Origin of the sequence: Streptomyces sp. NPDC088732, assembly GCF_044751205.1 — a bacterium.
Classification (GTDB): domain Bacteria; phylum Actinomycetota; class Actinomycetes; order Streptomycetales; family Streptomycetaceae; genus Actinacidiphila.
The window spans coordinates 170,604-191,734 of record NZ_JBIVLI010000015.1 but is presented as its reverse complement, the minus strand read 5'-3'; the positions used below and the strand labels follow the sequence as shown (position 1 = coordinate 191,734).

26 protein-coding genes are annotated in these 21,131 nt (G+C 73.9%); 15 read left to right on the top strand and 11 right to left on the bottom strand.

The window, feature by feature from the left end:
- Positions 1–3: 3 nt before the first annotated feature.
- Genes ACIP9H_RS25355 through ACIP9H_RS25340 form a run of 4 tightly spaced genes read right to left on the bottom strand, consistent with a single transcriptional unit; the run spans position 4 to position 3,433 of the window.
- Positions 4–414, bottom strand: coding sequence for a hypothetical protein (locus tag ACIP9H_RS25355; RefSeq protein ID WP_401960996.1), 411 nt, complete (start codon positions 412–414; stop codon positions 4–6).
- A gap of 30 nt (positions 415–444) precedes the next feature.
- Positions 445–1,440 (bottom strand): glucose-6-phosphate dehydrogenase assembly protein OpcA, encoded by a 996-nt coding sequence (opcA, locus tag ACIP9H_RS25350; RefSeq protein ID WP_401589593.1) that lies wholly within the window; start codon positions 1,438–1,440, stop codon positions 445–447.
- Positions 1,437–2,972, bottom strand: coding sequence for a glucose-6-phosphate dehydrogenase (gene zwf / locus ACIP9H_RS25345; protein WP_401960993.1), 1,536 nt, complete (start codon positions 2,970–2,972; stop codon positions 1,437–1,439). The genes opcA and zwf overlap by 4 nt, the downstream gene beginning before the upstream one ends.
- Positions 2,973–3,019: 47 nt before the next feature.
- Positions 3,020–3,433: an ankyrin repeat domain-containing protein gene (locus ACIP9H_RS25340; protein WP_401589599.1), complete on the bottom strand. Its 414-nt coding sequence runs from the start codon at positions 3,431–3,433 to the stop codon at positions 3,020–3,022.
- Between the two features lie 368 nt (positions 3,434–3,801).
- Between ACIP9H_RS25340 and ACIP9H_RS25335 the strand changes: the two genes are divergently transcribed.
- Complete coding sequence (locus ACIP9H_RS25335; RefSeq protein WP_018534760.1) at positions 3,802–3,996, top strand: hypothetical protein; 195 nt, start codon at positions 3,802–3,804, stop codon at positions 3,994–3,996.
- A gap of 103 nt (positions 3,997–4,099) precedes the next feature.
- A complete protein-coding gene (locus tag ACIP9H_RS25330) occupies positions 4,100–5,689 on the top strand; it encodes an ATP-binding protein (protein WP_401589602.1) in 1,590 nt (529 codons plus the stop codon).
- Positions 5,690–5,708: 19 nt separating this feature from the next.
- On the opposite strand, the gene ACIP9H_RS25325 is transcribed toward ACIP9H_RS25330, so the two are convergent.
- A complete protein-coding gene (locus ACIP9H_RS25325) occupies positions 5,709–6,212 on the bottom strand; it encodes a metallophosphoesterase family protein (RefSeq protein WP_401589604.1) in 504 nt (167 codons plus the stop codon).
- Positions 6,213–6,323: 111 nt separating this feature from the next.
- Between ACIP9H_RS25325 and ACIP9H_RS25320 the strand changes: the two genes are divergently transcribed.
- Positions 6,324–6,773, top strand: a complete 450-nt coding sequence (locus tag ACIP9H_RS25320; protein WP_401589607.1) for an ATP-binding protein — start codon at positions 6,324–6,326, stop codon at positions 6,771–6,773.
- Between the two features lie 103 nt (positions 6,774–6,876).
- Positions 6,877–7,893 (top strand): GlxA family transcriptional regulator, encoded by a 1,017-nt coding sequence (locus ACIP9H_RS25315; protein ID WP_401589609.1) that lies wholly within the window; start codon positions 6,877–6,879, stop codon positions 7,891–7,893.
- 23 nt (positions 7,894–7,916) lie between these two features.
- Here the strand turns inward: ACIP9H_RS25315 and ACIP9H_RS25310 are convergent, their stop codons facing one another.
- The 3 genes from ACIP9H_RS25310 to ACIP9H_RS25300 form a co-directional block, all read right to left on the bottom strand.
- Entirely contained in the window at positions 7,917–8,555 is a 639-nt protein-coding gene (locus tag ACIP9H_RS25310) for an HD domain-containing protein (protein ID WP_401589612.1), read from the bottom strand.
- Between the two features lie 149 nt (positions 8,556–8,704).
- Positions 8,705–9,013 (bottom strand): DUF4326 domain-containing protein, encoded by a 309-nt coding sequence (locus tag ACIP9H_RS25305; RefSeq protein ID WP_360909561.1) that lies wholly within the window; start codon positions 9,011–9,013, stop codon positions 8,705–8,707.
- A 63-nt stretch (positions 9,014–9,076) separates the two neighbouring features.
- Positions 9,077–9,379 (bottom strand): putative quinol monooxygenase, encoded by a 303-nt coding sequence (locus ACIP9H_RS25300; RefSeq protein ID WP_401589614.1) that lies wholly within the window; start codon positions 9,377–9,379, stop codon positions 9,077–9,079.
- 131 nt (positions 9,380–9,510) lie between these two features.
- Between ACIP9H_RS25300 and ACIP9H_RS25295 the strand changes: the two genes are divergently transcribed.
- From ACIP9H_RS25295 to ACIP9H_RS25285, 3 genes are read left to right on the top strand one after another with little or no spacing between them, the layout of a single operon-like run.
- Positions 9,511–10,470 (top strand): GlxA family transcriptional regulator, encoded by a 960-nt coding sequence (locus ACIP9H_RS25295; protein ID WP_401960987.1) that lies wholly within the window; start codon positions 9,511–9,513, stop codon positions 10,468–10,470.
- A 59-nt stretch (positions 10,471–10,529) separates the two neighbouring features.
- The gene (locus ACIP9H_RS25290; RefSeq protein WP_401589619.1) at positions 10,530–11,147 is read left to right on the top strand and encodes a hypothetical protein; all 618 of its coding nucleotides are present in this window, start codon (positions 10,530–10,532) and stop codon (positions 11,145–11,147) included.
- Positions 11,148–11,181: 34 nt separating this feature from the next.
- On the top strand, positions 11,182–11,640 hold the full coding sequence (locus ACIP9H_RS25285) for a hypothetical protein (protein WP_401589622.1): 459 nt from the start codon (positions 11,182–11,184) through the stop codon (positions 11,638–11,640).
- Here the strand turns inward: ACIP9H_RS25285 and ACIP9H_RS25280 are convergent.
- The gene (locus tag ACIP9H_RS25280; protein WP_401589624.1) at positions 11,625–12,677 is read right to left on the bottom strand and encodes a CobW family GTP-binding protein; all 1,053 of its coding nucleotides are present in this window, start codon (positions 12,675–12,677) and stop codon (positions 11,625–11,627) included. The two genes, ACIP9H_RS25285 and ACIP9H_RS25280, sit on opposite strands and share 16 nt — an antisense overlap.
- 176 nt (positions 12,678–12,853) lie before the next feature.
- On the opposite strand from ACIP9H_RS25280, the gene ACIP9H_RS25275 reads away from it, so the two are divergent.
- On the top strand, positions 12,854–13,063 hold the full coding sequence (locus ACIP9H_RS25275) for a hypothetical protein (protein ID WP_401589627.1): 210 nt from the start codon (positions 12,854–12,856) through the stop codon (positions 13,061–13,063).
- A 123-nt stretch (positions 13,064–13,186) separates the two neighbouring features.
- A complete protein-coding gene (locus ACIP9H_RS25270) occupies positions 13,187–13,402 on the top strand; it encodes a hypothetical protein (protein ID WP_401589630.1) in 216 nt (71 codons plus the stop codon).
- Here the strand turns inward: ACIP9H_RS25270 and ACIP9H_RS25265 are convergent.
- Positions 13,375–14,361, bottom strand: a complete 987-nt coding sequence (locus ACIP9H_RS25265) for a hypothetical protein (RefSeq protein WP_401589633.1) — start codon at positions 14,359–14,361, stop codon at positions 13,375–13,377. The two genes, ACIP9H_RS25270 and ACIP9H_RS25265, sit on opposite strands and share 28 nt — an antisense overlap.
- A gap of 96 nt (positions 14,362–14,457) precedes the next feature.
- On the opposite strand from ACIP9H_RS25265, the gene ACIP9H_RS25260 reads away from it, so the two are divergent.
- The 3 genes from ACIP9H_RS25260 (at position 14,458) to ACIP9H_RS25250 (ending at position 16,232) form a co-directional block, all read left to right on the top strand.
- Positions 14,458–15,141: a hypothetical protein gene (locus ACIP9H_RS25260; RefSeq protein ID WP_401960984.1), complete on the top strand. Its 684-nt coding sequence runs from the start codon at positions 14,458–14,460 to the stop codon at positions 15,139–15,141.
- Positions 15,142–15,179: 38 nt separating this feature from the next.
- Complete coding sequence (locus tag ACIP9H_RS25255; protein ID WP_401589639.1) at positions 15,180–15,374, top strand: hypothetical protein; 195 nt, start codon at positions 15,180–15,182, stop codon at positions 15,372–15,374.
- A 72-nt stretch (positions 15,375–15,446) separates the two neighbouring features.
- A complete protein-coding gene (locus ACIP9H_RS25250) occupies positions 15,447–16,232 on the top strand; it encodes a hypothetical protein (RefSeq protein ID WP_401960983.1) in 786 nt (261 codons plus the stop codon).
- Here ACIP9H_RS25250 and ACIP9H_RS25245 read toward each other — a convergent pair.
- Entirely contained in the window at positions 16,186–17,169 is a 984-nt protein-coding gene (locus tag ACIP9H_RS25245) for a DMT family transporter (protein ID WP_401960981.1), read from the bottom strand. The two genes, ACIP9H_RS25250 and ACIP9H_RS25245, sit on opposite strands and share 47 nt — an antisense overlap.
- A 359-nt stretch (positions 17,170–17,528) precedes the next feature.
- Between ACIP9H_RS25245 and ltaE the strand changes: the two genes are divergently transcribed.
- The 3 genes from ltaE to ACIP9H_RS25230 all read left to right on the top strand — a co-directional run bounded on the left by ltaE (position 17,529) and on the right by ACIP9H_RS25230 (position 21,002).
- Positions 17,529–18,647, top strand: a complete 1,119-nt coding sequence (ltaE, locus tag ACIP9H_RS25240; RefSeq protein ID WP_401960979.1) for a low-specificity L-threonine aldolase — start codon at positions 17,529–17,531, stop codon at positions 18,645–18,647.
- 169 nt (positions 18,648–18,816) lie between these two features.
- Positions 18,817–19,464 carry a L,D-transpeptidase family protein gene (locus ACIP9H_RS25235; protein WP_401589648.1) on the top strand — a complete coding sequence of 216 codons (648 nt, stop codon included), beginning with the start codon at positions 18,817–18,819 and terminating at the stop codon, positions 19,462–19,464.
- Between the two features lie 296 nt (positions 19,465–19,760).
- Positions 19,761–21,002, top strand: a complete 1,242-nt coding sequence (locus tag ACIP9H_RS25230; RefSeq protein WP_401961095.1) for a ricin-type beta-trefoil lectin domain protein — start codon at positions 19,761–19,763, stop codon at positions 21,000–21,002.
- Positions 21,003–21,131 lie beyond the last annotated feature (129 nt).

Sequence of the window (21,131 nt, the reverse complement as noted above, 5' to 3'; positions counted from 1 at the left end):
GTGTCAGCGCGCGGTCAGCGCCCTGTCAGCACGGAAGGGCACCCTTCGGGTCATGGAGACCATCAGCCGGGACCCGATCCGCCGCGGCCGCCGCCCCGCGGCCGACGACTCCCCCGCCCAACCGGATGCCCGGCAGGGCGCGCTGGACGCCTTCGCCCGCTTCACACTGTGCGGCGGGGGTGTGGGACTGGCGTCCTCGTGGGTGCTGGTCGCACTGTCCGGGCCGGTGCCGTTCGCGGTGGCGAACGCCGTGGTCACGGTGGTCTCGACGGTGCTGGCGACGGAGTTGCACGCACGCTTCACCTTCAGGAGCGGGCGCGCCGGGTGGCGGGCACACACGCAGTCGGCGCTGACGGTCGTGGTGTGCTGGCTGTTCACCACGGCCGCGATGCTCGCGCTCGCGGCGGTGTGCACGGCACCCGGCGTACTCCTGCAGCAGTCGGTCTACTTGGCGGCCTCCGGTGCGGCCGGGGTCGCGCGCTTCGCGGTGCTGCGGGCGGTGGTCTTCGCGCGGTGCGGCGGCTCGGCGCCCTCGGTGTGGCGCAGGGCCGTGGCGTACATCTCGTCCGGGTCGAGGCGGCGCAGTTCCTCGGCGATGAGCTCGGCGGTGCTGCGCACCATCAGCGCCAGGTGCCGCTTGGGCTGGCCGGGGATGGAGAGGGTGGCCAGCGGGCCTTCCGGGCGGTCGATGTGGATGTCGCCGCCGGGGGTGCGCAGGCGTACGGCCGTGACCACCGGACCGTCGGTGACGACACGGTCCACGGCCACCCCCAGCCGGTTGCCGAGCCAGCGGGCGAGGAGTTCGGCGCTGGGGTTGTCCGCCTCGCTCTCCACCGCGGCGGACGTGACGGTGGCGCGGGCCTGGTCGAGCGCGGCGGCCAGCATGGACCGCCAGGGCGTCAGCCGGGTCCAGGACAGGTCGGTGTCGCCGGGCCGGTAGGAGGCGGCGCGGGCGTCGATCTGCTCCAGCGGGCGCTCGACCGCGTAGGCGTCGGTGATCCGGCGCTGCGCGAGGGCGCCCAGCGGGTCGTCGGCCGGGTGGCCGGGGGCGTCGACCGGCCACCAGACGACGACGGGCGCGTCGGGCAGCAGCAGCGGGAGCACCACGCTGTGGGCGTGGTCGGCGAGTTCGCCGTGCAGCCGCAGCAGGACGGTCTCGCCGGTGCCGGCCTCGCCGCCGACCCGCACCTCGGCGTCCAGGCGGGCGCTCTTGCGCTCGCGCGGGGAGCGGCCGGGGCGCTTGATGACCACCAGGATGCGGGAGGGGTGCTCGCGCGAGGCGTCGGAGGCGGCCTTCAGGGCGTCGTAGTGGTTGCCCTCGTCGGTGACGATGACGAGGGTCAGCACCATGCCGACGGCCGGACTGCCCACGCTCCTGCGGGCGCGCACCAGAGCCGAGTTGATCTTGGACGAGGTGGTGTGGGTGAGGTCGATGTTCATGGCCGGCGCCAGCTCCTGCCGTCTCGTGCGAGCATCTCGTCCGCCGCGTGGGGACCCCAGGTCCCGGCGGTGTACTGCTCGGGCTTGCCGTGGGTGTCCCAGTGCTTCTCGACCGGGTCGAGGATGCGCCAGGACTCCTCCACCTCCTGGGGGCGGGGGAAGAGGTTCGCGTCGCCGAGCAGCACGTCGAGGATGAGCCGCTCGTACGCCTCCGGGCTGGACTCGGTGAAGGACTCGCCGTAGGCGAAGTCCATCGACACGTCGCGGATCTCCATCGAGGTGCCCGGCACCTTCGAGCCGAACCGCACGGTCACGCCCTCGTCCGGCTGCACACGGATGACCAGGGCGTTCTGCCCCAGCTCCTGGGTGTCGGTACGGCTGAACGGCAGGTGCGGCGCGCGCTGGAAGACCACCGCGATCTCGGTGACCCGGCGGCCGAGCCGCTTGCCGGTGCGCAGATAGAACGGGACGCCCGCCCAGCGGCGGTTGTCGATGCCGAGTTTGACGGCGGCGTAGGTGTCGGTCCTGGAATCGGGGTCGATGCCCTCCTCCTCCAGGTAGCCCAGCACCTCCTCGCCGCCCTGCCACCCGTGCGCGTACTGCCCGCGCACCGTGTGGGCGCCCAGGTCGTCCGGGAGCCGCACGGCCTGCAGCACCTTGAGCTTCTCCCGGAGGAGGGCCTTGGCGTCAAAGCCGGCGGGCTCCTCCATCGTGGTCAGCGCCAGGAGTTGCAGCAGGTGGTTCTGGATGACGTCGCGCGCGGCGCCGATGCCGTCGTAGTACCCGGCCCGGCCGCCGATGCCGATGTCCTCGGCCATGGTGATCTGCACGTGGTCGACGTAACTGCGGTTCCACAGCGGCTCGAACATCGTGTTGGCGAAGCGCAGCGCCAGGATGTTCTGGACCGTCTCCTTGCCCAGGTAGTGGTCGATGCGGAACACCTGCGCGGGCGGGAAGACCTCGTGCACCACGCGGTTGAGCTCCTGCGCGCTGGCCAGGTCGTGCCCGAAGGGCTTCTCGATGACCGCCCGCCGCCACGAGCCCCCGGGGGCCTCGGACAGCCGGTGCTTCTTCAACTGCTGCACGACCTGCGGGAAGAACTTCGGCGGCACGGAGAGGTAGAAGGCGAAGTTGCCGCTCGTGCCCCGGGCCTTGTCCAGCTCCTCCACCGTGACGCGGAGCTTCTCGAACGCCTCGTCGTCGCCGAAGTCACCGGGAACGAAGCGCATCCCGGCCGCGAGTTCCTGCCACACCTCCTCGCGGAAGGCGGTGCGCGCGTGCTCCTTGACGGCGTCGTGCACGACCTGGGCGAAGTCCTCGTCCACCCAGTCGCGGCGGGCGAAGCCGACGAGCGAGAAGCCCGGCGGCAGCAGCCCGCGGTTGGCGAGGTCGTAGACGGCGGGCATCAGCTTCTTGCGGGACAGGTCACCGGTCACACCGAAGATCACCAGGCCCGAGGGGCCCGCGATGCGGGGCAGCCGCCGGTCGGATGGATCGCGCAGCGGATTGATCCAGCTGTCGGTTTCCGTCATGGGTCCACTTCTCTTCGCGGTCCGTCGGGTCGTCGCGGCGCGCGGCATCACGCGGCGCCGAAGAGTTCCAGCAGGTCGTTCTTGGCGAACATGCGGGCGGTGTCGATGGCCGAGGGGGTGCCCGCGGCCGGGTCGGCCCCGGCGTCGAGCAGGGCGCGGATCACCTCGTCCTCGCCCTTGAACACGGCGCCGGCCAGCGGGGTCTGGCCGCGGTCGTTGGGACGGTCGGGGTCGGCGCCGTGCCGGAGCAGGGCGGCGACGGTGTCGGCGTGGCCGTGGTACGCGGCGAGCATCACCAGCGTGTCGCCCCGGTCGTTGGTGAGGTTGGCGGGCACACCGGCGTCGACGTAGGCCACCAGGGTCTCGGTTCCGCCCTGGCGGGCGAGATCGAAGACCTTGGCCGCCAGTTGCAGCACCTCGGGGTCGTGCGCCGGTTCGGCCTGCGGGGTCGGCTCGCTCATCGTTCCTCACTCGAATGGACGGGGGAGTGCGCGGGGTCCGCGTGATCCACCTTATGCAGCGTCAACCACCTTCACACCCGCCGCGTGCCCGGTTCCGGCACGACGCACCGGAGCGGACGATCCGGGAAGCCATGGCCGGACCCTGACGACGGCCATCACTCGTTCGGGGGACTTCACTGCTCCGTCGGCGGGGCCTGCCACATGACACGCCGGACGACCGGCAAGGATCACGCCGGAGAAACCGCCCCTAAGGGCTGATCAGGGGAATTTTTCCAGAAATCACCCATTTGCTGGTTTTCAGATCTTATTACTTTCTGTAATTCTGGAACAACTCATGGTGACAGTCCCCATCACACAGGAGTAGCCCCATGATCCTGTCCATTTCAGGCGTCGTCCTGCTCGGCATCATCGTCTTCCTGTTCTTCCGCAAGGACGGCCTCAAGGCCTCCCACGCACTCGTCTGCGCCCTGTTCGGCTTCTATCTCGCGGGCACCGCCATCGCCCCGAGCATCAAGGCCGGAGGGGCGAGCCTGGCGAGCCTGCTGGGCGGGATCAAGTTCTAGCCGGGCCGTCACCGCACGGTCCACGCACCGGGCCCGGCGCGCCTTCGCACCGGGCCCGTCCCCGTTGTCGTTCCCGTCCCGCAACGATCCTCTGGAGCTCCTCGTGGCCCGGCGCCCCCTCCCCACCCTGCTGAGCAGCCGCCTCGCGCTCTCCCGCGGGCGCGACATGGCCCGCGGCGTCGCCGACAGCGCCACCGACGTGCTCCACCCGCTGATCGTGATCTCCCGCGGGATGCGCCGCCAGGTCGGCTGGCTGCGGGCCTGGTGGGGCAAGACCCCGCAGGACCGCCGCGGCCCCGCGCTGATGGCCTCCGTCGGGGCGGGCTTCCTGGTCCTGGTGCTCCTGCCGTACGGCGCCTACCTGGCCGTCGCCGCGCTCATGGGCTCCGCGGCGTGGATGGGCCGCGACCGCACCCCCGCGCCGACCGGTCCCAGCGGCGCGGAGAACGACCGGCTGACCGCGCTGTACGAGTCGCTGGTGCCCTACCTGTCGGACCCGGGCGACCCCAGCCCGCTGTACGCGCACGACGGGAGCTGGGAGAACGTCTTCGACGACTACGAGTTCGACGACGGACGGCTGACCCGGCTGCACCTGAAGTACCCCGCCTACTTCACCGACGGGGAGGCCGTGTCGCGGGCCCGGGTGGAACACGTCCTGCACGCCAAGGCCGGGCGGGGCCGGGAGTACCGCTTCGACTGGAACGAGGAGGAGAACCACCTCACCCTCAGCGCCCTCCCCCCGCTGCCCACCGGCATCGCCGCCCAGCGCTTCGTCACCGCGCCCGGTGAGACCGTGCTCGGCTTCACCGATCCGGAGGCCGTGCAGCGCACCGTGCCCGTCACCGACGGCGAGGAGGTCCGCGACGCGCCGCCCGTGGTGTGGCGCACCGGGCCGCGGTCGGCCGAACCGCATCTGCTCGCGCTCGGCCGGCCCGGCACGGGCACCACCACGCTCCTGCGCTGCATCGCGCTCCAGGCCCTCCCGGACGGCGACCTCGTGGTCATCGACGGCAGCGGGACCGGCGAGTACGCCTGCCTGAACGGACGGCCGGGCGTCCTGGCGGTGGAGAGCGGGCTCGCCGGCGCGCTGGCCACCCTGGAGTGGGCCGCGCACGAGACCGAGCGGCGCCTCATCGCCGTCAACCGGGCCCGGCAGGCCGGCCGGGGCGCGCCGGACGACGTGCGGCGGCCGCTGTGGATCCTCGTCGACGGGCCGACCGCGCTGACCCAGCTCGCGCACGCCGAGGGCCGCCCCGACCCGCAGGAACTGCTGGACGTGCCGCTGCGCCACGGGCGCGGCGCCGGGGTCACCGTGGCCGTCGCCGACCAGCTGGACACCGCCGACGCGCTCTCGCAGGTGGTCGTCGCGCACACCCGGGCACGCGTGCTGCTGGGGGCGGTGACCGCCGAGCAGACGCAGGCCGTGCTGGGCGCGCCCCAGGGCACGACCTCCGCCGCGCAGGTCCCCCCGGGACGCGGCTACGCGCGCCTGGGCTCCGGTCCGGTGCTGCGCATGCAGGTGCCGGCCACGCCGGACCCGTACGACGAGGAGACCAGCGACGCCCACCGGCAGGCGGTGCTGTCCCTGCTGCCCGCGGCCGGCGTCGCCTCCGCCGCGGACCCGGCCGCGGTCGTCGACGCCCCCGCCGGGGCACGTATGCGGAAGACCGGCGGTCCGGCACTGGAGCACTGACGGCGGCGCGGGGGCCCGGTCAGCCGCGCGGCGGCAGCCGGTGCAGCACGACCCGCGTCAGCGCGCCGTCCGCCACCTCCGCGGTCAGGTACGTGCAGTGCGGCTGCCGCCTGCGGTCGGTCGGGGAGCCGGGGTTGAGCAGCCGCATGCCGCCGGGCGCCGTGGAGTCCCAGGGGATGTGACTGTGGCCGAAGACGAGCACGTCCACGCCGGGGAAGCGTTCCTCGCAGCGCCGCTCGCGCCCCTGCGCCGGACCCGTCTCGTGGACGACGGCGAAGCGCAGGCCGCCGAGTTCCGCGTGCGCGACCTCCGGGAGCCGGGCGCGCAGCCCGGGCCCGTCGTTGTTGCCGTGGACGCCGATCACGCGCCGGGCGCGCGCCTGGAGCAGGTCGAGGGTCGCCTCGTCCACCCAGTCGCCCGCGTGGAGGACGGCGTCCGCGTGCGCGATCCGGGCCACGAGTTCGGACGGCAGCGCCTTGGCACGTTTGGGCACGTGCGTATCGGACATCACAAGTAGACGCACCCGTCCACGCTAACCGCCCGGATCCGTCGGAGCGCGACACACGCCCGGCGTGGGCGGCACTCCCCCGCCGTCGTGGGGAGCGCGGATCTCGATCGCTGAAGGGCCGGGGTCATGTCCGCAGACATCCTCTCCACACAATCGGCGGAACTGGTGCAGCCGGCCGAACCGGCCTACGTGAGCACCGCCCGGCACTTCACCGCCGAGATGCTGGTGATGTGGGGTCTGGCCGCGGAGGACCGGGACTGCGCCGAGCTGATCGTCGACGAACTCGCCGCCAACGCGGCGCGGCACGGCCGCGCCGAGATGTCGGTGCGCCTGACGATCTGCGGGCGGGGGCTGGTGATCACCGTGACCGACACCGGTGACAGCAGGCCGGGCACGCCCGGACCGGTCGACGGCACCCCCGCGGACGAGCACGGGCGCGGACTGGACATCGTGCGCCGGCTCGCCGGCTCGACCGCCATCCACGACGACGAGCACACCCACCGCGTGGTGACCACCCGGTGCCTGGCGCCGCTCCACCGCCCCGTCACGGCCAACGGGCACGCCCAGCCGGTGTGACGGCAACCGCCCCCGCGGCCGGACCGGCCGCCGGGTGATGATGGTCGCGACCCCGCGGTCCGGCACCTCCGGGCCCGGAACGAGCGGCAGAGAGGCATTCGGCGTGAACACCGGCACCACGTCCCCCGACCGGACGGCACCGCACCGCGTCCTGGTCGTGCTCTTCGACGGAGTGCAGCTGATGGACGTCGCCGGGCCGCTGGAGGTCTACACCGTGGCCAACGAGTACGGCGCGGGCTACCGGACGTACACGGCCTCGCTCGACGGCAAGCCAGTGACCAGCACGGCCGGGCTGCCGCTGATGCCCGACATGGCGCTGGACGCGGTGGACTTCGCCGTGGACACCCTCGTCGTGCCCGGCCGGTCGGACTGGTGGGCGGCGGTCTCCGACGCCCCGCTCGTCGAGGCCGTCACCCGGCTCGCGGAGAACTCCCGCACCGTCGCCGCCGTGTGCGCCGGGGCGTTCCCGCTGGCGGCGACCGGGCTGCTGGACGGGCGCCGGGCCGCGACGCACTGGCGGCTCGCGGCCGATCTGGCCGCGCGCTACCCCGCCGTCGAGGTGGACTCCGACGCGATCTTCGTCCGCGACGGCCGCTTCATCACCTCGGCGGGGATCACCGCGGGCATCGACCTGGCGCTGGCCCTCGTGGAGTCCGACCACGGGCCGGAGCTCGCCCGGGCCGTCGCCAAGTACCTGGTGGTCTTCATGGCGCGGCCCGGCGGGCAGTCGCAGTTCAGCGTCCGCCAGACGTCGAGGAACGCCGCGCACTCGGTGCTGCGCGACGTGCTCGACGAAGTGGCGGCCGATCCGGTGGGCGACCACAGCCTGCCGGCGCTCGCCGCGCGGGCCGGGGTGTCACCGCGTCATCTGACCCGGCTCTTCCGCGGCGAGACCGGCGGCACCGCGGCGGAGTACGTGGAACGCGTCCGGGTGGAGGCCGCCCAGGCGCTGCTGGAGGCGGGCAACGACGCCCTGTCCACCGTCGCCCGGCGCAGCGGGTTCCGGTCGGAGGAGACGATGCGGCGCGCCTTCCGCCGCAGGCTGGGCGTCAGCCCGGGCAGCTATCGCGAGCGCTTCCGCACCACGCTCCCCAACGGGTCGTCCCCCGACCGGGGTTGAGCGCCCGGGCGGAGCCGACGTGCTCACTCGGGCCAGGGCGACTCCAGGATGGTGTCCACGAAGTTGCCGCGGACGAAGCCCGGCACGAACCGCTCCAGGACGTCGGCCTTGACGTTGCCGAAGGTGGTGTCCGGGCGGGGCGCGATGCCGTGGGTGAACTCCTTCAGGATGTTGTTCTTGAAGTCGGGGCGCGGGTGCACGGCGACGACCGCCTCCCGCTGCTCCGCGGAGATCTCGTCGTAGCCGATGCCGAGGACGTCCACCTCGACCCCCGAGGTGACCAGGGCGACCTCCGGCGCCATGTGCCAGGGGATCTCCGGCGTGGTGTGCAGCGCGATCCCCTCCCACACCAGGCGGGCGCGGCTCTTGTCGACCCCGTGCTCCAGCAGGAAGCGCCGGGCCTCGTCGGCGCCGTCGATCTCGAACCGCTGGTCCGTCCGTGCGAACCTCTCGGTCAGCCCGAGGTCGTGGAAGAGGGCCCCGACGTAGAGCAGTTCCGGGTCGTAGTCCCAGCCGCGCAGGCGGCCGCGCAGCGAGGCCCAGAAGAAGACCCGGCGCGAGTGGTGGAAGACGACCGGCGACGCGGCGTCCCGCACGAGCTCGGTGGCCTCGTGCACGAGCTGGGTCTCGGGTACCTCGACGTCCGCGATGATCTCGGCCATGGCGTGTCTCCAGGAAGTTCGTGGTGTCGCCCCGCGCAGGTCCGGGGCACCGACAGCTCCAGTCTGCGTCGCACGGGGCACGCCGGCCCGGGTCCATGGGGACACGTGACCCACGGATCGGGACATGACCGGCGCGCCCGCGCCAACCGTCAGTCCCGGTCGGCCAGTTCCGCGATGACCTGGGCGTGGCACGGCTCGGGCACGCACCAGCAGCCCAGCCGCCGGCCGCGCAGGGCGGGCAGCAGCGCGAGCAGGTCGGGCCGCGACAGCAGGTGGTCCCGGTACATGTCCAGGACCTCCTCCCGGGTGCCGTCCGGGCCCGGGCGGAAGGGGCTGGCCAGCGGGGATCCCGGCAGGTGCCAGCCGCCGCGATGGGCGGGACGGCCGACGTAGACGACGTCCGCGTAGGCGGGGTCGTCGCGGTGCCCCTTGAGATTGACGACCGTGGTCCTGGTCATGGCCTGCTCCTTCCCGGCGTCCGGGAGCGGCGAACGGTGGGCGGTGGACGGTCCTGCGGGGGGTCAGGGCAGCTTGGCCGCAAGCACGTCGACCCGGCGGATGTCGGGCGGGGACGCCAGCCTGGACCCGGCCGCCGCCTGCTGGAGGGCTTCGGCGACGGGTCCCTCGAGGTGGGCGGTGCGCCCGGTCTCGTCCTCGAAGGAGTCGAAGACCCCGAAGACGGTCGGGCTCTCGCGGAACGAGAACCAGGTGACCGTCCCCTGCTCCGCCCGGGCGAGCTCCAGCGCGTCGCGCAGCATCGTCTCGACCTCGGCGGCGTGCTCGGGCCTGGCCTCGATGCGCACCAGCAGACCGATCTTCGTCATCACGTGCTCCGATTCTCTGGTTTCTGGGTTTCCGGGCTTCCGGCGGGATGTGCGGCGGACACCGAGAACGCTAGGGGTGCCGGGCGTCTCCCTCCTGTGTCGGAAACGGCATGTTCGATAGCATTCCCGTCATGGACATAGCCGTGGTGGCGTACGACGGGGTCTTCGACTCGGGGCTCTCCGCGGTCCTCGACGTCCTCCAGGCGGCCAACGCCATGCGCGGCGAGCTGCCGCAGCCGCCGCCGGAGTGGAACGTGACGACCGTCGGCTTCCGCCGCCGTGTGCGCACCGGGGCCGGGCACACCGTCGCGGCGGCGCCGGTCGCGGCGGCCGCGGGGGCAGACCTGCTGCTCGTGCCCGCGCTCGCGGAGCGCCGTCCGGACGCGCTGCTGGAGCGTGTGGCGGGGGACGGCACGGCCCCGGTGCGGCGGCTGGTGGCCCGTACCCGGCGGGAGGGCGTGCCGATCGCCTCGGCGTGCACGGGGACGTTCCTGCTGGCGGAGTCCGGCGTCCTGGACGGGCTGCGCGCGACCACCAGCTGGTGGCTCGCGCCGGTCTTCCGGCAGCGCTACCCGGCCGTCACGGTGGACGAGACCCGTATGGTCACCACCTGCGAGGGCGTGACCACCGCGGGCGCCGCCTTCGGCCACGTCGACCTGGCCCTGGCCGTCGTCCGCATGAGCAGCCCGGCGCTGGCCGACCTCGTCGCCCGCTACCTCGTCGTCGATCACCGGCCGTCCCAGTCCGCGTACATCATCCCCAGCGCGCTGGCCCAGAGCGACCCCGTCGTCGCCGCCTTCGAGCGGTGGGTGCGGGACCGGCTCGACGAGCCGATCGGCATCGCCGAGGCGGCGCGGGCGCTCGGCGTCGGGGAACGCACGCTCCAGCGCGCGGTGCGCCGCGTGCTCGGCGTCTCCCCCGTCCGCTTCGTCCAGGACCTGCGCGTGGAGCAGGCCTCGCACCTGCTGCGCACCACCGGCCTCCCCGTGGAGGCCGTCGCCCGCCGGGTCGGCTACGAGCACGCCAACACCCTGCGGGTGCTGCTGCGCGAACGCGTCGGCACGACGGCCGGCGCCCTGCGCGGCCGCTGACCCGCGCCGGCGCGATATTGCAGCGCGGCCCGGCCCGCTCCGGCGCTACGGGGCGCGCCATGGGCACGGACATCCACGGCGGCATCGAGTTCCGGCACCCCAAGGCGGGCACCGACTGCTACGACGGTGAGCCATGGGTCATGGCCATGGGACTGTGGCCGCTGTACGACGAGCAGGACTACGCGGCCTTCGGCCTGCTGTTCGGCGTACGCAACCGTGCCGGGTACCGGCCCCTCGCGGCAGGACGCGGACTGCCCGACGACCTGTCCGGCGGCCTCACGCCCTCCCTGCGCGGAACCGACGGCCTCGAACCGGAGGACGCCACCTGGGTCACCTGGTCCGAACTGGCCGCTCTGCCGCCCACCGCCGCCCCCGATCATTTCGCGGGGCGGCTGACCTGGACGCAGACCGCCCCGCCGCGCTCGCTCAACCAGTGGCTGGTTCCGGCCGAGTGGCCCGCGGACGTCCTCGCGGTCACGGGTCCGCCGCCGCCGGGACTGCGCGAGGACCGGAGCACGAAGTGGTCCGTCCCGACGGGGACCTGCCACTACGAACCGCTGACCGCGGGCGTGGTGCTGGGCGAGGAGTCGCACTGGCCGCATGTCTTCGCGGTGATGCGGGCGATGGCGGGGCGGTTCGGCGGCGACGGGGTGCGGCTGGTCGTCGGGTTCGTCTGACGCCCGGGCGGGGCGCACCGCCTACGCTGAGAGTGTGCTCGCGAAGCGGCGCAGGCGTGGCAGCACGAGGGCCGTCTGCCTGGTGTGGTCGCTGCTCACCGTGCTGCTGCTGGCGGTGACGGGCTTCACGGCGGCCCATGGGGCGTTCGACGTCGGGGCACTGGGCCGCGAGGAGCGCGTGGTGCTCCTGGAGTGCGAGAAGCGCATCGGGGAGCGGGGGCGGGCACCGACGGAGTGCACCGGACGGCCGATCGGCACGGCGGCGCACCCGGCCGTGTCGCGCGCTCCGGTGATGGTCCGCTACCAGGGCAGGCCCGGGGACGTCGTGTCCGTGGTGCACACATGGTGGGGCACGCATGTGGCCACCGATCACAGCGTCCTGAACTGGGCGCTCGGGATCCTCCTGCCGGTGGTCCCGCTCGGGGCCGCCGTGCTGTGCGGGTGCGGGGCCACCCGGGAGGCGCGCCGGCGGCGGTCTCAGGGCCGCAGGTAGCGCAGGACGCCGAGCATGGCGTCCTCCGGGATCTCGGCCGCCGGGCCGGCCACGCAGTCGCCGAGCCGCTTGCGCAGCCCCTCGGCGTCCAGGCCGGAGCCGATCATGACCAGTCGGGTGGCCCGCGACTCCCCGCGGGCCCAGGCGGAGGACGTGAAGCGCAGGAAGCCGCCCACCGCGTGCAGGGTGAACTTCTGCGGGTGGCCGGGAGCGGCGAAGCGGACGAAGCCCTTCATGCGGAACAGCCCGGCGGGACGGGTGTCGAGGAACTCGGACAGGCGGCGCGGGTGGAGGGGCGCCTCGGAGGTGAACTCGACGCTCTCGTAAGCGGCGTGGAGGTGGCCCTCGTGATCGCCGTCGTCACCGTCAGCGTGGTGCGCGTGGTCCGCGGACAGTTCCTCGAAGGAGAGCTGACGCGCGGGCGCGTCGTCCGCCGGGCGCGGTCGCGGGTCGAAGAGCAGGTCGGGCCTGACGCGGCCGTGGGCGGCCTCGACCAGCGGGGTGTCGGGGGCGAGGGCGGTGAGGGCGGCGCGGACCCGGCCGAGCGCCTCCGCGTCCACGCGGTCGGTCTTGTTGAGGACGACGAGGTCGGCCGCCCGCACATGGCGGTCCAGTTCGGGATGGCGGGCCCGCACCGCCTCGAACTCGGCCGCGTCGACGACCTCCACGAGGCCGCCGTAGGTGATGGCGGTGTTCGTGCTGGCCAGCAGCAGCCGGATCATGCCCTGGGGTTCGGCGAGCCCGCTGGCCTCGATGACGATGACGTCGATCCGGGCCTGGGGGCGGGAGAGACGGGCGAGCATGTCGTCCATCTCGGTGGCGTCGACCGCGCAGCACAGGCAGCCGTTGTCGAGGGCGACCATCGAGTCCACCTGGCCCGCCACCGACAGGGCGTCGATGTTGATGCTGCCGAAGTCGTTGACGATCGCGCCGATGCGGGTCCCGCCGCTGGAGCGCAGCAGGTGGTTGAGGAGCGTGGTCTTTCCCGAACCGAGGAATCCCGCGAGGACGACGACCGGAATCCGTTGCTTGGCCAAGACTTCCTCTCCGGGGACGGCTGTGCACCGACACGGCCACTCATCGTAAGCCCCGTGCACCGCGCGGTGCTTCGTGCGGGTGAACGCCCGGCGGCGGCAGAACCGGCGCACCGGCGGGGCAGTCTTCCGACGCGTCCACCGTGACGGCGGCAGACCGAGACGGACGGAGGGGACGCATGGCACAGGGAACGGACGCCACACCCGGGACGGGGCACGGCACGGTGCTGGTGTGCATAGCGGCGGAGGACGAGGAGGCCGCGTACCGCATCGTCGACCTGATCTCCGGGCACCACCCGGCGACCGAGCCGCAGCTGCGGCACACCCCGGACGGGATGGTGGCGTGCGCGCTGCGGGCGCACACGCGGCGTGTGATCGGCGACGGGTGACCGCGCGACGGCGCCCACAGCGCCCGCAGTGAGCAACGGCCCGCGGCACGGCGGCGGTTGACGTCGTGTCGCGGGCCGGTCGCACCCGGTTGCGAAGCGCTCCGACCGGGCACCATCGAACATGTGGCGGCATCTTGGCGTTGCGATGTCTGCGGGCGGGGGGACGACACCGTCCGCGACTGCGGCATCCCGCACCTCCCGCTGGCCGTCTGCGATCCGTGCTTCGCGGAGATGGCCCGGGCCCGGCGGTCCCCGCAGCCGCGGCCGCTCGACAGCCGCGAGCTGATGGCCGCGCTGCTGGAGGCGGTGGCTCAGGAGGACATCCGGCGCTCCTCCTGAACGGCGTGCACCGCGAAGGTCGACGGGAGTACGGCACGGCCTCGTGCGGCGCCCGCGGGCACCGGGCGGGCGGGCACGGCGGCGGCCGACAGCCCCTCGGCGCGCAGCGCCACCGCGCGCACGGGGGCGTGGTGCGCGCCGAGTGCCTCGTGCATCGCGAAGGCGGCCTCCGCGAGCTCGCCCGGGTCGCAGGTGGCGGCGGGCAGCGTACGACTGCGGCTGACGGAGGACCCGCCGCCCAGCCGGACGGTGAGGGTGAGGCCGGTCGCCGTACGGGCGGTGGCGCGCAGCCGTTCGCCGAGGCCGAGGCCGAGTTCGATCACGGCCCGGCTCAGCGCGCCCCGGTCGGTGGCGTCGGCCGTGAAGAGGCGGTCGGCGGCCAGTGAGCCGGGCGGCGACTCCGGGACGAGGGGGCCCGCGTCGACGCCGTGGGCGCGGTCCCACACCGCGCGCCCGGGGCCGGCGCCGAGGATCCGCTGCACCTCGGCGGGCGGCGCGGCGGCCACCCGGCCGACCGTGCCCAGTCCGGCCGCGACCAGTGCGCGCACGGCACCGGCGGTGATCCCGGGCAGGGCCGCGACGGGCTGGGGGCGCAGGAAGTCGGCGACGGCGTCCGGATCGGCGTCCACGACCCGGATGCGGCCGCCGAGGACGTCGAACGCGGCGATGTACGCCACCGTGCGGCTGCCGGCGACACCGATCGTGAGGCCCGCGTCGTACAGCGCGGAGGCCCGGGTGCTGATCATGAGGGCGAGCTGTTCCGGCAGCAGCCCGTAGAAGCCCACCGCGGGGCGCACGTCGGCCACGACCGCGTCCGGCCGCTCGACGCGCACGACCGGGGTGAACTGGCCGACGAGTCCGGCCAGGGCGGCGAGTGTCGCGGGGTCCGTGCCGCCGCAGCGGATGTAGAGCACGCAGGGACCCGGGTCCTGGTCCTGATACCGCTCCGGTTCGACCATGGTCTTGCCCGCCTCCGCCCTTCCGTTCGAACATCTGCTCGAATTTCGAGTGTAGGGCATTCCCGGGTCCGGCGCGGGGCACATAGGCTGCGGTTCATGCCCCTGACCGCCGCGCAGCGCACAGCCCTCCTGGAATCCGACGCGAACACGGGGCTGCTGGGCGCGCGGGAGGCAACCTGTACGGCGCTGGCCAAGCAGGGCCTCGCGGTGCGGTACGGGCGCACCGGCGGCCACTACCTCACCCCGGAGGGTCTGCGCGTCCGCGCCGAACTCGCCCGCACCGAGCTCCCGTCGCACGAACCGGAGACACCGCCGGAGCCGGCGCGGCAGGCGTCCGGCGCGTCCGGTTTCCTCGCGGACGACGGGCACGGCCCCGGTGCCGGGGGCGGTTCCGGTTCGCGTGCGGCGGAGGTCGCCGCGGCCTGGTCCGGCCTGCTGGAGATCCGGCGCGTCCTGCAGGACGGCGACACCGGCCGCCCCGCGCCCTGGGAACGCGACCGCTACGTCCACGCCGTCGCCCTCGCCCTGGAGGCCGCGGGCCTCCCGCCGTCCGCCCGCGACGCCTCCGGCCGCCCCGCACGGCCCGGCTACGCCGTGGCCCCGGCCGCCGCGCAGGACGGTGTCGCCGAGGTCTCCTGGCCCGCTCCGGGGGACGAGCCCGCCGGGCCCGCGCTCGATCGGTGCCGCGCGCTGCTCGAACCCCACGGCTGGCAGTGCACGCTCCACCGCGACCGCGGCGGGCAGGCCGCCTTCCTGCTGGTTTCGCCCCGCCGCGCCTGAAGGAGCACGATGGAGGGATCAAGCGAAGGAGGAGCATCATGAGCAGCTCCCGAGCTTCCGACACCGATCCCCGCGTCTACCTCCAGACACCGTCCCAGGCGGAGGGCGAGCGGGAGTACGACCCCGCCGAGCGCAGCACCATGGAGATCCACCCCGACGTCCCCCACACCACCCCTTCGCAGGCGGAGGGCGAGCGCGTGGAGGACGACGACCTTCCGCCGACGGCGAGGTGAGGCGCGGCGGCGCCTCGGGAAGGGCCGCACGACCGCCCCCGGGCGGACCGGGCGAGACGTGAAAGGACACTCATGGACATCCGCGACCACCCCACCGGACCGATCGCCGCCGAGGCCGCCTTCACGTCGGACTTCGACCTGCCCGGCCACCTGTCGGCCCAGGAGATCGACGGCCTTGCGGAGGGCGACCGTCCCGCCATGGACGACCGCCCCGGCATGCACCACAAGTACGTGCCGCTGCGCAGGGACGAGGAACTCGGCGTCAACCAGGTCGGCGGCCGCTACGTCTTCGACACCTGGGAGAACGCCGTCGCCTATGTGCGTTTCACCGAGCAGCTCGAACTGGAGCCGGGTGTCCCGTTCTGGAGCCGGCCGTTCTTCAGCCGTGTCGACCGCCGCGTCTGGCGGGTCGTCGGCGCCCACGACCTGACGCCGCTCGCCACGACGCACCACGTGAGCCGGCTGGAGCGCTGGTCCTGGACGGGGCAGGCGGACGACGCCGGGGTCCTGGAACGTACGTGGCCGGCCGTTCTCGAGGAGGCCGCCGGGCAGGGCCTGGCGAGCGTCTGGCTGCTGCGAGCGCCGGACGAGCGGCAGATGGGCCTGTTCCGTGTGCGCGCCGCGGAGTCCGTGTCGGACAGGGCCGCCGTGCACGCGGCCGTCGCCGCGCTGGAACACCTCGACTCGGCCGAGGCCGGCCGCGCCGCCGCTGAACTCGGCGCGCACAAGGTGTTCGACCGGACGAGCCTGAACCTCTCCCTGTGGCTGCCGCTGTCGCGCAAGGCGGGCGGCGCGCCGTCGGCCCACCCGTTCACGGCGCTGTACTCCGGGCCGCAGGCGCTCCAGCACTCCTCCTGACCCCGCGGGAGAGGGCCGCAAGGGCCAGCCCGAGCACGCCGAGCCCCGTCCAGGACAGCGGCGTGAGGCGCTCGCCCAGGACGGCGACGCCGAGCAGGGCGGCGACCGCGGGCTCGGCGAGTGTGAGGGTGGTCGCCGCGGCGGCGGTCGTGCGGCGCAGGCCGTGGCCGAACAGGCGGTAGGCGAGGAACGTGGTCAGCAGCGCGAGGTGCAGGACGACGGCAGCACCGCGCGCGGTCGGCAGCCACGCCGCCGCTCCCGAAGCGAGGACGACCGGCAGCGTGAGCACCCCCGCCGCGCCGAAGAGGACGCCCATCACCGCGCCGGGGGCGTGGCCCTCGCCGATGAGGTGGCCCCCGACGAGCGAGTAGAGCGCGTACGACAGCCCGGCCAGCGCGGCGAGGGCGACGCCCATGAGATCGGTGCGGTCGGCCGCGCCCGCGCCGCCGCCGCCCAGGACGAGCAGGGCGCAGCCGAGCACCGCTGCCGCGGTGGCGGCAATCCAGCGCGGGCCCGGCCGGTCGACGCGGGCCGCCCAGGCCAGCAGTCCGGTGAAGACCGGCGCGCTGCCGAGCGCGATCACGGTGGCGACGGCCACGCCCGTGCGGGCGACCGCCGGGTAGAACGCGAGCGGATACCCGGCCACGGCGAGGGCGCCGACGGCGAGCAGCGGGCGGCGGCCCCGCCCGGTGGAGCGCAGCAGCGCCGCGGCGCCGCGGGCACCGGCCAGCAGGAGCAGGCCGCCGAGGACGAGACCCGCGCCGCCGACCGCCGCGGGCGTGGCGCCGGCGGGCGCGAAGGATGCGGCGGTCCCGGTGGTGCCCCACAGCAGCGCGGCGGCCAGGATCGGCAGGGCGCCCTGGGTGAACCGGGAGCGGGCGGCGGGCGGTCGGACGGTGAGCGGGCGTGCGGAAGCGGCGGGAGAGAGTTCGGGCACGGCGGTGGCCTTTCGTCACGAATCGGAAGGAGCGGATTCGCAGCGGGCGCACTACCGCGACCTCGGGCGGCGCGCGGCTCGCCGGGGGCGCGGGTCTGGGGCGGGTCCAGGTCGTGTCGTCCCATGGACTCCCCCGGGCCGAAGGCCGGTGGAGTGCACCCCAGCGGTAGCTGGGGTGGGGGCACCTCCCAGCGGTAGCTGGGGTGGGGGCACCTCCCAGCGGTAGCTGGGGGAGATCAGGCCGTCAGTGAGTGCGCCCGGTCAGGCGCACGGCGGCGGCAGGACGGCGTGCCAGTAGGGGTCCATCCGGCGATCGTACCGGCCGCGGGTCGCCGGGGCGGGCGTGGCAGGGTGAGGCCATGCGCACTACCGATGCCACCGATGCCCCCGCCACCGCCACCGCCGCAGACATCGGCGCGGCCGGCGGCGAAGCCCCCGCCCGTGTCCTGGACCTGCGCAGCGACACCGTCACCCGGCCCGGCGAGGCCATGCGCCGGGCGATGGCCGACGCCCCGGTGGGGGACGACGTCTTCAAGGAGGACCCCACCGTCAACGCCCTCCAGGAGCGGATCGCGGAGCGCCTGGGCTTCGAGGCCGCGCTGTTCGTGTCCTCGGGCACGCAGAGCAACCTCTGCGCGCTGCTGACCCACTGCGGTCGCGGGGACGAGTACATCGCCGGGCAGTCGGCCCACGTCTACCGCTGGGAGGGCGGCGGCGCGGCCGTGCTGGGCGGCATCCAGCCGAATCCGCTGCCGCACCGGGCGGACGGCACGCTGGACCCGGCGGACATCGCGGCGGCGGTCAAGCCGGACGACCCGCACTTCCCGCGCACCCGGCTGCTCTGCCTGGAGAACACCATCGGCGGCCGGCCCGTCCCGCTGGACTACCTGCGCACGGCCACCGGTCTCGCCCGGGAGCACGGGCTGGCCACCCACTTGGACGGGGCGCGGCTGTTCAACGCGGCGGTGGCCGCGGGCGGCGACCCGTTCGAGCAGGCGCGGCTGATCGCGGGGAACTTCGACAGCGTCTCGGTGTGCTTCAGCAAGGGCCTCGGCGCCCCGGTCGGTTCCACGTTGCTGGGCTCCCGGGAGTTCGTCGCACGCGCCCTGCGCTGGCGCAAGGCGCTGGGCGGCGGGATGCGGCAGGCCGGTGTGGTGGCGGCGGGGGCCCTGTATGCCCTGGAGCACCACGTGCCGCGGCTGGCCGACGACCACGCGCATGCCGCGCTGTTCGCGGAGGGCCTCAAGGACGTGGCCGCCCTGGACGTCGAACCCGCGCAGACCAACATGGTCTTCGCCGAGCCCGCGCCGGGGCTGACCGCGGACGAGGTACGGGCACGCCTCGCGGAGCGCGGGGTGCTGTGCGCCGCCTACCCGGGGCGGCTGCGCTTCGTGTTCCACCTGGAGATCACCCGCGAGGACACGGAGCGGGCGGTGCGCACGGTGCGAGAGGCGCTGGAGGGATCCTCAACCCGCTGATTCCGCAGCCCAGTTGACGAGGCGCGTCGTCCCGTCACCGCAACCTCCCGCCCCTCCCGGATGTCCTAGGGAGTGAGGCCGTCGTACGGCGGCCCGGCGGGGAAGGGGAACCATGGGAGCGGGATTGTCAGCGGGACGGCGCGCGGGTGCGGTTCTCGCGGTGGCCGTGATGGCGGTGACTCCGGTCGTCGCGGGGGGCGGCACGGCGCACGCCGCCTCGAAGTGCACGGCGAGCAAGGGGCCGTACCAGAAGGAAGTGGAGAAGTTCCTCGGGCGGCCCGTGGACGGGAAGCAGTCGTCGGCGGACTGCAACGCGATACGCGCGTTCCAAACGAAGAACGGCATCTACCCGAACGCGGGCTACGCGGGGCCGGTGACCTGGGGCGTCATGAAGATCATGAACGCCCAGAAGGCGGCGGGCCGGACGCCGAACAAGGCGGGCAAGTGCCCCACGAACAAGGGGCGCATCGCCTGCGTCGACCTGACCCGGCAGCTGAGCTGGATCCAGGACGGCAAGACCCTCAAGTTCGGGCCGGTGCCGGTCCGGACGGGCCGCAACGGCTACGAGACGCGGACCGGCCTGAAGAAGATCTACTGGCGGCACATCAACCACTACTCGACGATCTACCACGTCGCGATGCCGTACAGCCAGTTCTTCGACGGCGGCGAGGCGTTCCACTCGATCGCGGGGAGCGTGTGGTCCCCGCCGGGTTCGCACGGCTGCGTGAACATGCGCTCGGCGGACGCGAAGAAGTACTGGAGCATGCTCAAGACCGGTGACGACGTCTACGTGTACGGGCGCAAGCCCGGCACCTGACGGACGGCCGCCGGGGCGTGCGGCGGGACAGGGTAGCGGTGCGGGGCGGGCCCGCGCGGGGATTCCCGCGCGGGCCCTCTTCTTGGTCCAGACCTCTTGACGGGCTCTTGACCCGGCAGTTCAATCACGGCGTGAACTAAGCCTTGAACAAAGGCGGATGGGCCGCACGCGTCCCCCATGACCACGGCGTCCGGCCTCTCCCGCGAGTTCACATGTCAGGTACATGCCCCCCATGAAAGGCATCACGCGTGAACACAGTCCCCCCACGCCCCCGCCGGCGCCCCCGCGCCCGCGGCCTGCTCGCCGCAGGCATCACCGGCCTGCTCGCCCTCGCCGCCCTCACGACCACGGGCCCCGCGAGCGGCGCCCCGGCAGCGGCCCCCGCCGCCGCGGCGGCCGTGACCACCTTCGCGGACGAGTTCGACGGCGCGGCCGGCAGCGGCGTCGACGGCGGCAAGTGGCAGATCGAGACCGGCGACAACGTCAACAACCACGAGCGGCAGTACTACACCGCGGGCAACCGCAACGCCGCCCTCGACGGCCAGGGCCACCTCGTCATCACCGCCCGCAAGGAGAACCCCGCCGGCTACCAGTGCTGGTACGGCAGTTGCCAGTACACCTCGGCACGGCTGAACACCTCCGGCCGCTTCACCACGACCTACGGGCATGTCGAGACCCGGATGAAGCTCCCCCGCGGCCAGGGCATGTGGCCCGCGTTCTGGATGCTGGGCAGCAACATCGGCGACATCGGCTGGCCCGCCAGCGGCGAGATCGACATCATGGAGAACGTCGGCTTCGAGCCCGGCTCCCTGCACGGCACGCTCCACGGTCCCGGCTACTCCGGGTCCGGCGGCATCGGCGCCGGCTACACCCTCCCGGGCGGCCAGGCCTTCGCCGACGCCTTCCACACCTTCGCCATCGACTGGAGCCCGGACTCCATCAGCTGGTCGGTCGACGGCACCGTCTACCAGCGCCGCACCCCCGCGGACCTCGGCGGCCGGCAGTGGGTGTTCAACAAGCCGTTCTTCGTCATCCTCAACCTCGCGGTGGGGGGCTACTGGCCGGGCGACCCGGACGGCAGCACCTCCTTCCCGCAGCAACTCGTCGTCGACTACGTACGCGTCACCACCTCCGACGGCGGTTCCGGCGGGGGCGGCGCCGGGCGCATCACCGGCCTGGCCGGCAAGTGCGTAGACGTCGCCGGCGCCAACCCGGCCAACGGGACCCCCGTCCAGCTCTACGACTGCAACGGCTCGGCCGCCCAGCAGTGGACGGCCGCCGCGGACGGCACCCTGCGCGCCCTCGGCAAGTGCCTGGACGTCAAGGACTTCGGCACCGCCGACGGCTCCCAGCTCCAACTGTGGGACTGCGCCGGCGGCACCAACCAGAAGTGGGTCCTGTCCGCCGCCCACGACATCGTCAACCCGCAGGCGAACAAGTGCCTGGACGTGACGGGCAACAACTCCGCCAACGGCACCCGGCTCCAGCTGTGGACCTGCACCGGCGGGGCGAACCAGAAGTGGACGCTGGGTTCCTGAGCCCCTGGGTCCCCGCTGACCCCGCCGTGGGGGGGGGGGGGGGCGGGGGGCGCCCCCCCCCCCCCCCCCCCCCCCCCCCCCCCCCCCCCCCCCCCCCCCCCCCCCCGGCGGGGCCCCCGCGGCGGCCCG

Bases quoted from the DNA above. Each gene is read 5' to 3' on its own strand.
- zwf (WP_401960993.1), bottom strand. From the start codon at position 2,972: ATGACGGAAACCGACAGCTGGATCAATCCGCTGCGCGATCCATCCGAC.
- ACIP9H_RS25310 (WP_401589612.1), bottom strand. From the start codon at position 8,555: ATGGCCGAGATCATCGCGGACGTCGAGGTACCCGAGACCCAGCTCGTG.
- ACIP9H_RS25275 (WP_401589627.1), top strand. From the start codon at position 12,854: ATGGCACAGGGAACGGACGCCACACCCGGGACGGGGCACGGCACGGTG.
- ACIP9H_RS25305 (WP_360909561.1), bottom strand. From the start codon at position 9,013: ATGACCAGGACCACGGTCGTCAATCTCAAGGGGCACCGCGACGACCCC.
- opcA (WP_401589593.1), bottom strand. From the start codon at position 1,440: ATGAACATCGACCTCACCCACACCACCTCGTCCAAGATCAACTCGGCT.
- ACIP9H_RS25250 (WP_401960983.1), top strand. From the start codon at position 15,447: ATGGACATCCGCGACCACCCCACCGGACCGATCGCCGCCGAGGCCGCC.
- ACIP9H_RS25265 (WP_401589633.1), bottom strand. From the start codon at position 14,361: ATGGTCGAACCGGAGCGGTATCAGGACCAGGACCCGGGTCCCTGCGTG.
- ltaE (WP_401960979.1), top strand. From the start codon at position 17,529: ATGCGCACTACCGATGCCACCGATGCCCCCGCCACCGCCACCGCCGCA.
- ACIP9H_RS25300 (WP_401589614.1), bottom strand. From the start codon at position 9,379: ATGACGAAGATCGGTCTGCTGGTGCGCATCGAGGCCAGGCCCGAGCAC.
- ACIP9H_RS25290 (WP_401589619.1), top strand. From the start codon at position 10,530: ATGGGCACGGACATCCACGGCGGCATCGAGTTCCGGCACCCCAAGGCG.
- ACIP9H_RS25255 (WP_401589639.1), top strand. From the start codon at position 15,180: ATGAGCAGCTCCCGAGCTTCCGACACCGATCCCCGCGTCTACCTCCAG.
- ACIP9H_RS25260 (WP_401960984.1), top strand. From the start codon at position 14,458: ATGCCCCTGACCGCCGCGCAGCGCACAGCCCTCCTGGAATCCGACGCG.
- ACIP9H_RS25320 (WP_401589607.1), top strand. From the start codon at position 6,324: ATGTCCGCAGACATCCTCTCCACACAATCGGCGGAACTGGTGCAGCCG.
- ACIP9H_RS25340 (WP_401589599.1), bottom strand. From the start codon at position 3,433: ATGAGCGAGCCGACCCCGCAGGCCGAACCGGCGCACGACCCCGAGGTG.
- ACIP9H_RS25295 (WP_401960987.1), top strand. From the start codon at position 9,511: ATGGACATAGCCGTGGTGGCGTACGACGGGGTCTTCGACTCGGGGCTC.
- ACIP9H_RS25335 (WP_018534760.1), top strand. From the start codon at position 3,802: ATGATCCTGTCCATTTCAGGCGTCGTCCTGCTCGGCATCATCGTCTTC.
- ACIP9H_RS25235 (WP_401589648.1), top strand. From the start codon at position 18,817: ATGGCGGTGACTCCGGTCGTCGCGGGGGGCGGCACGGCGCACGCCGCC.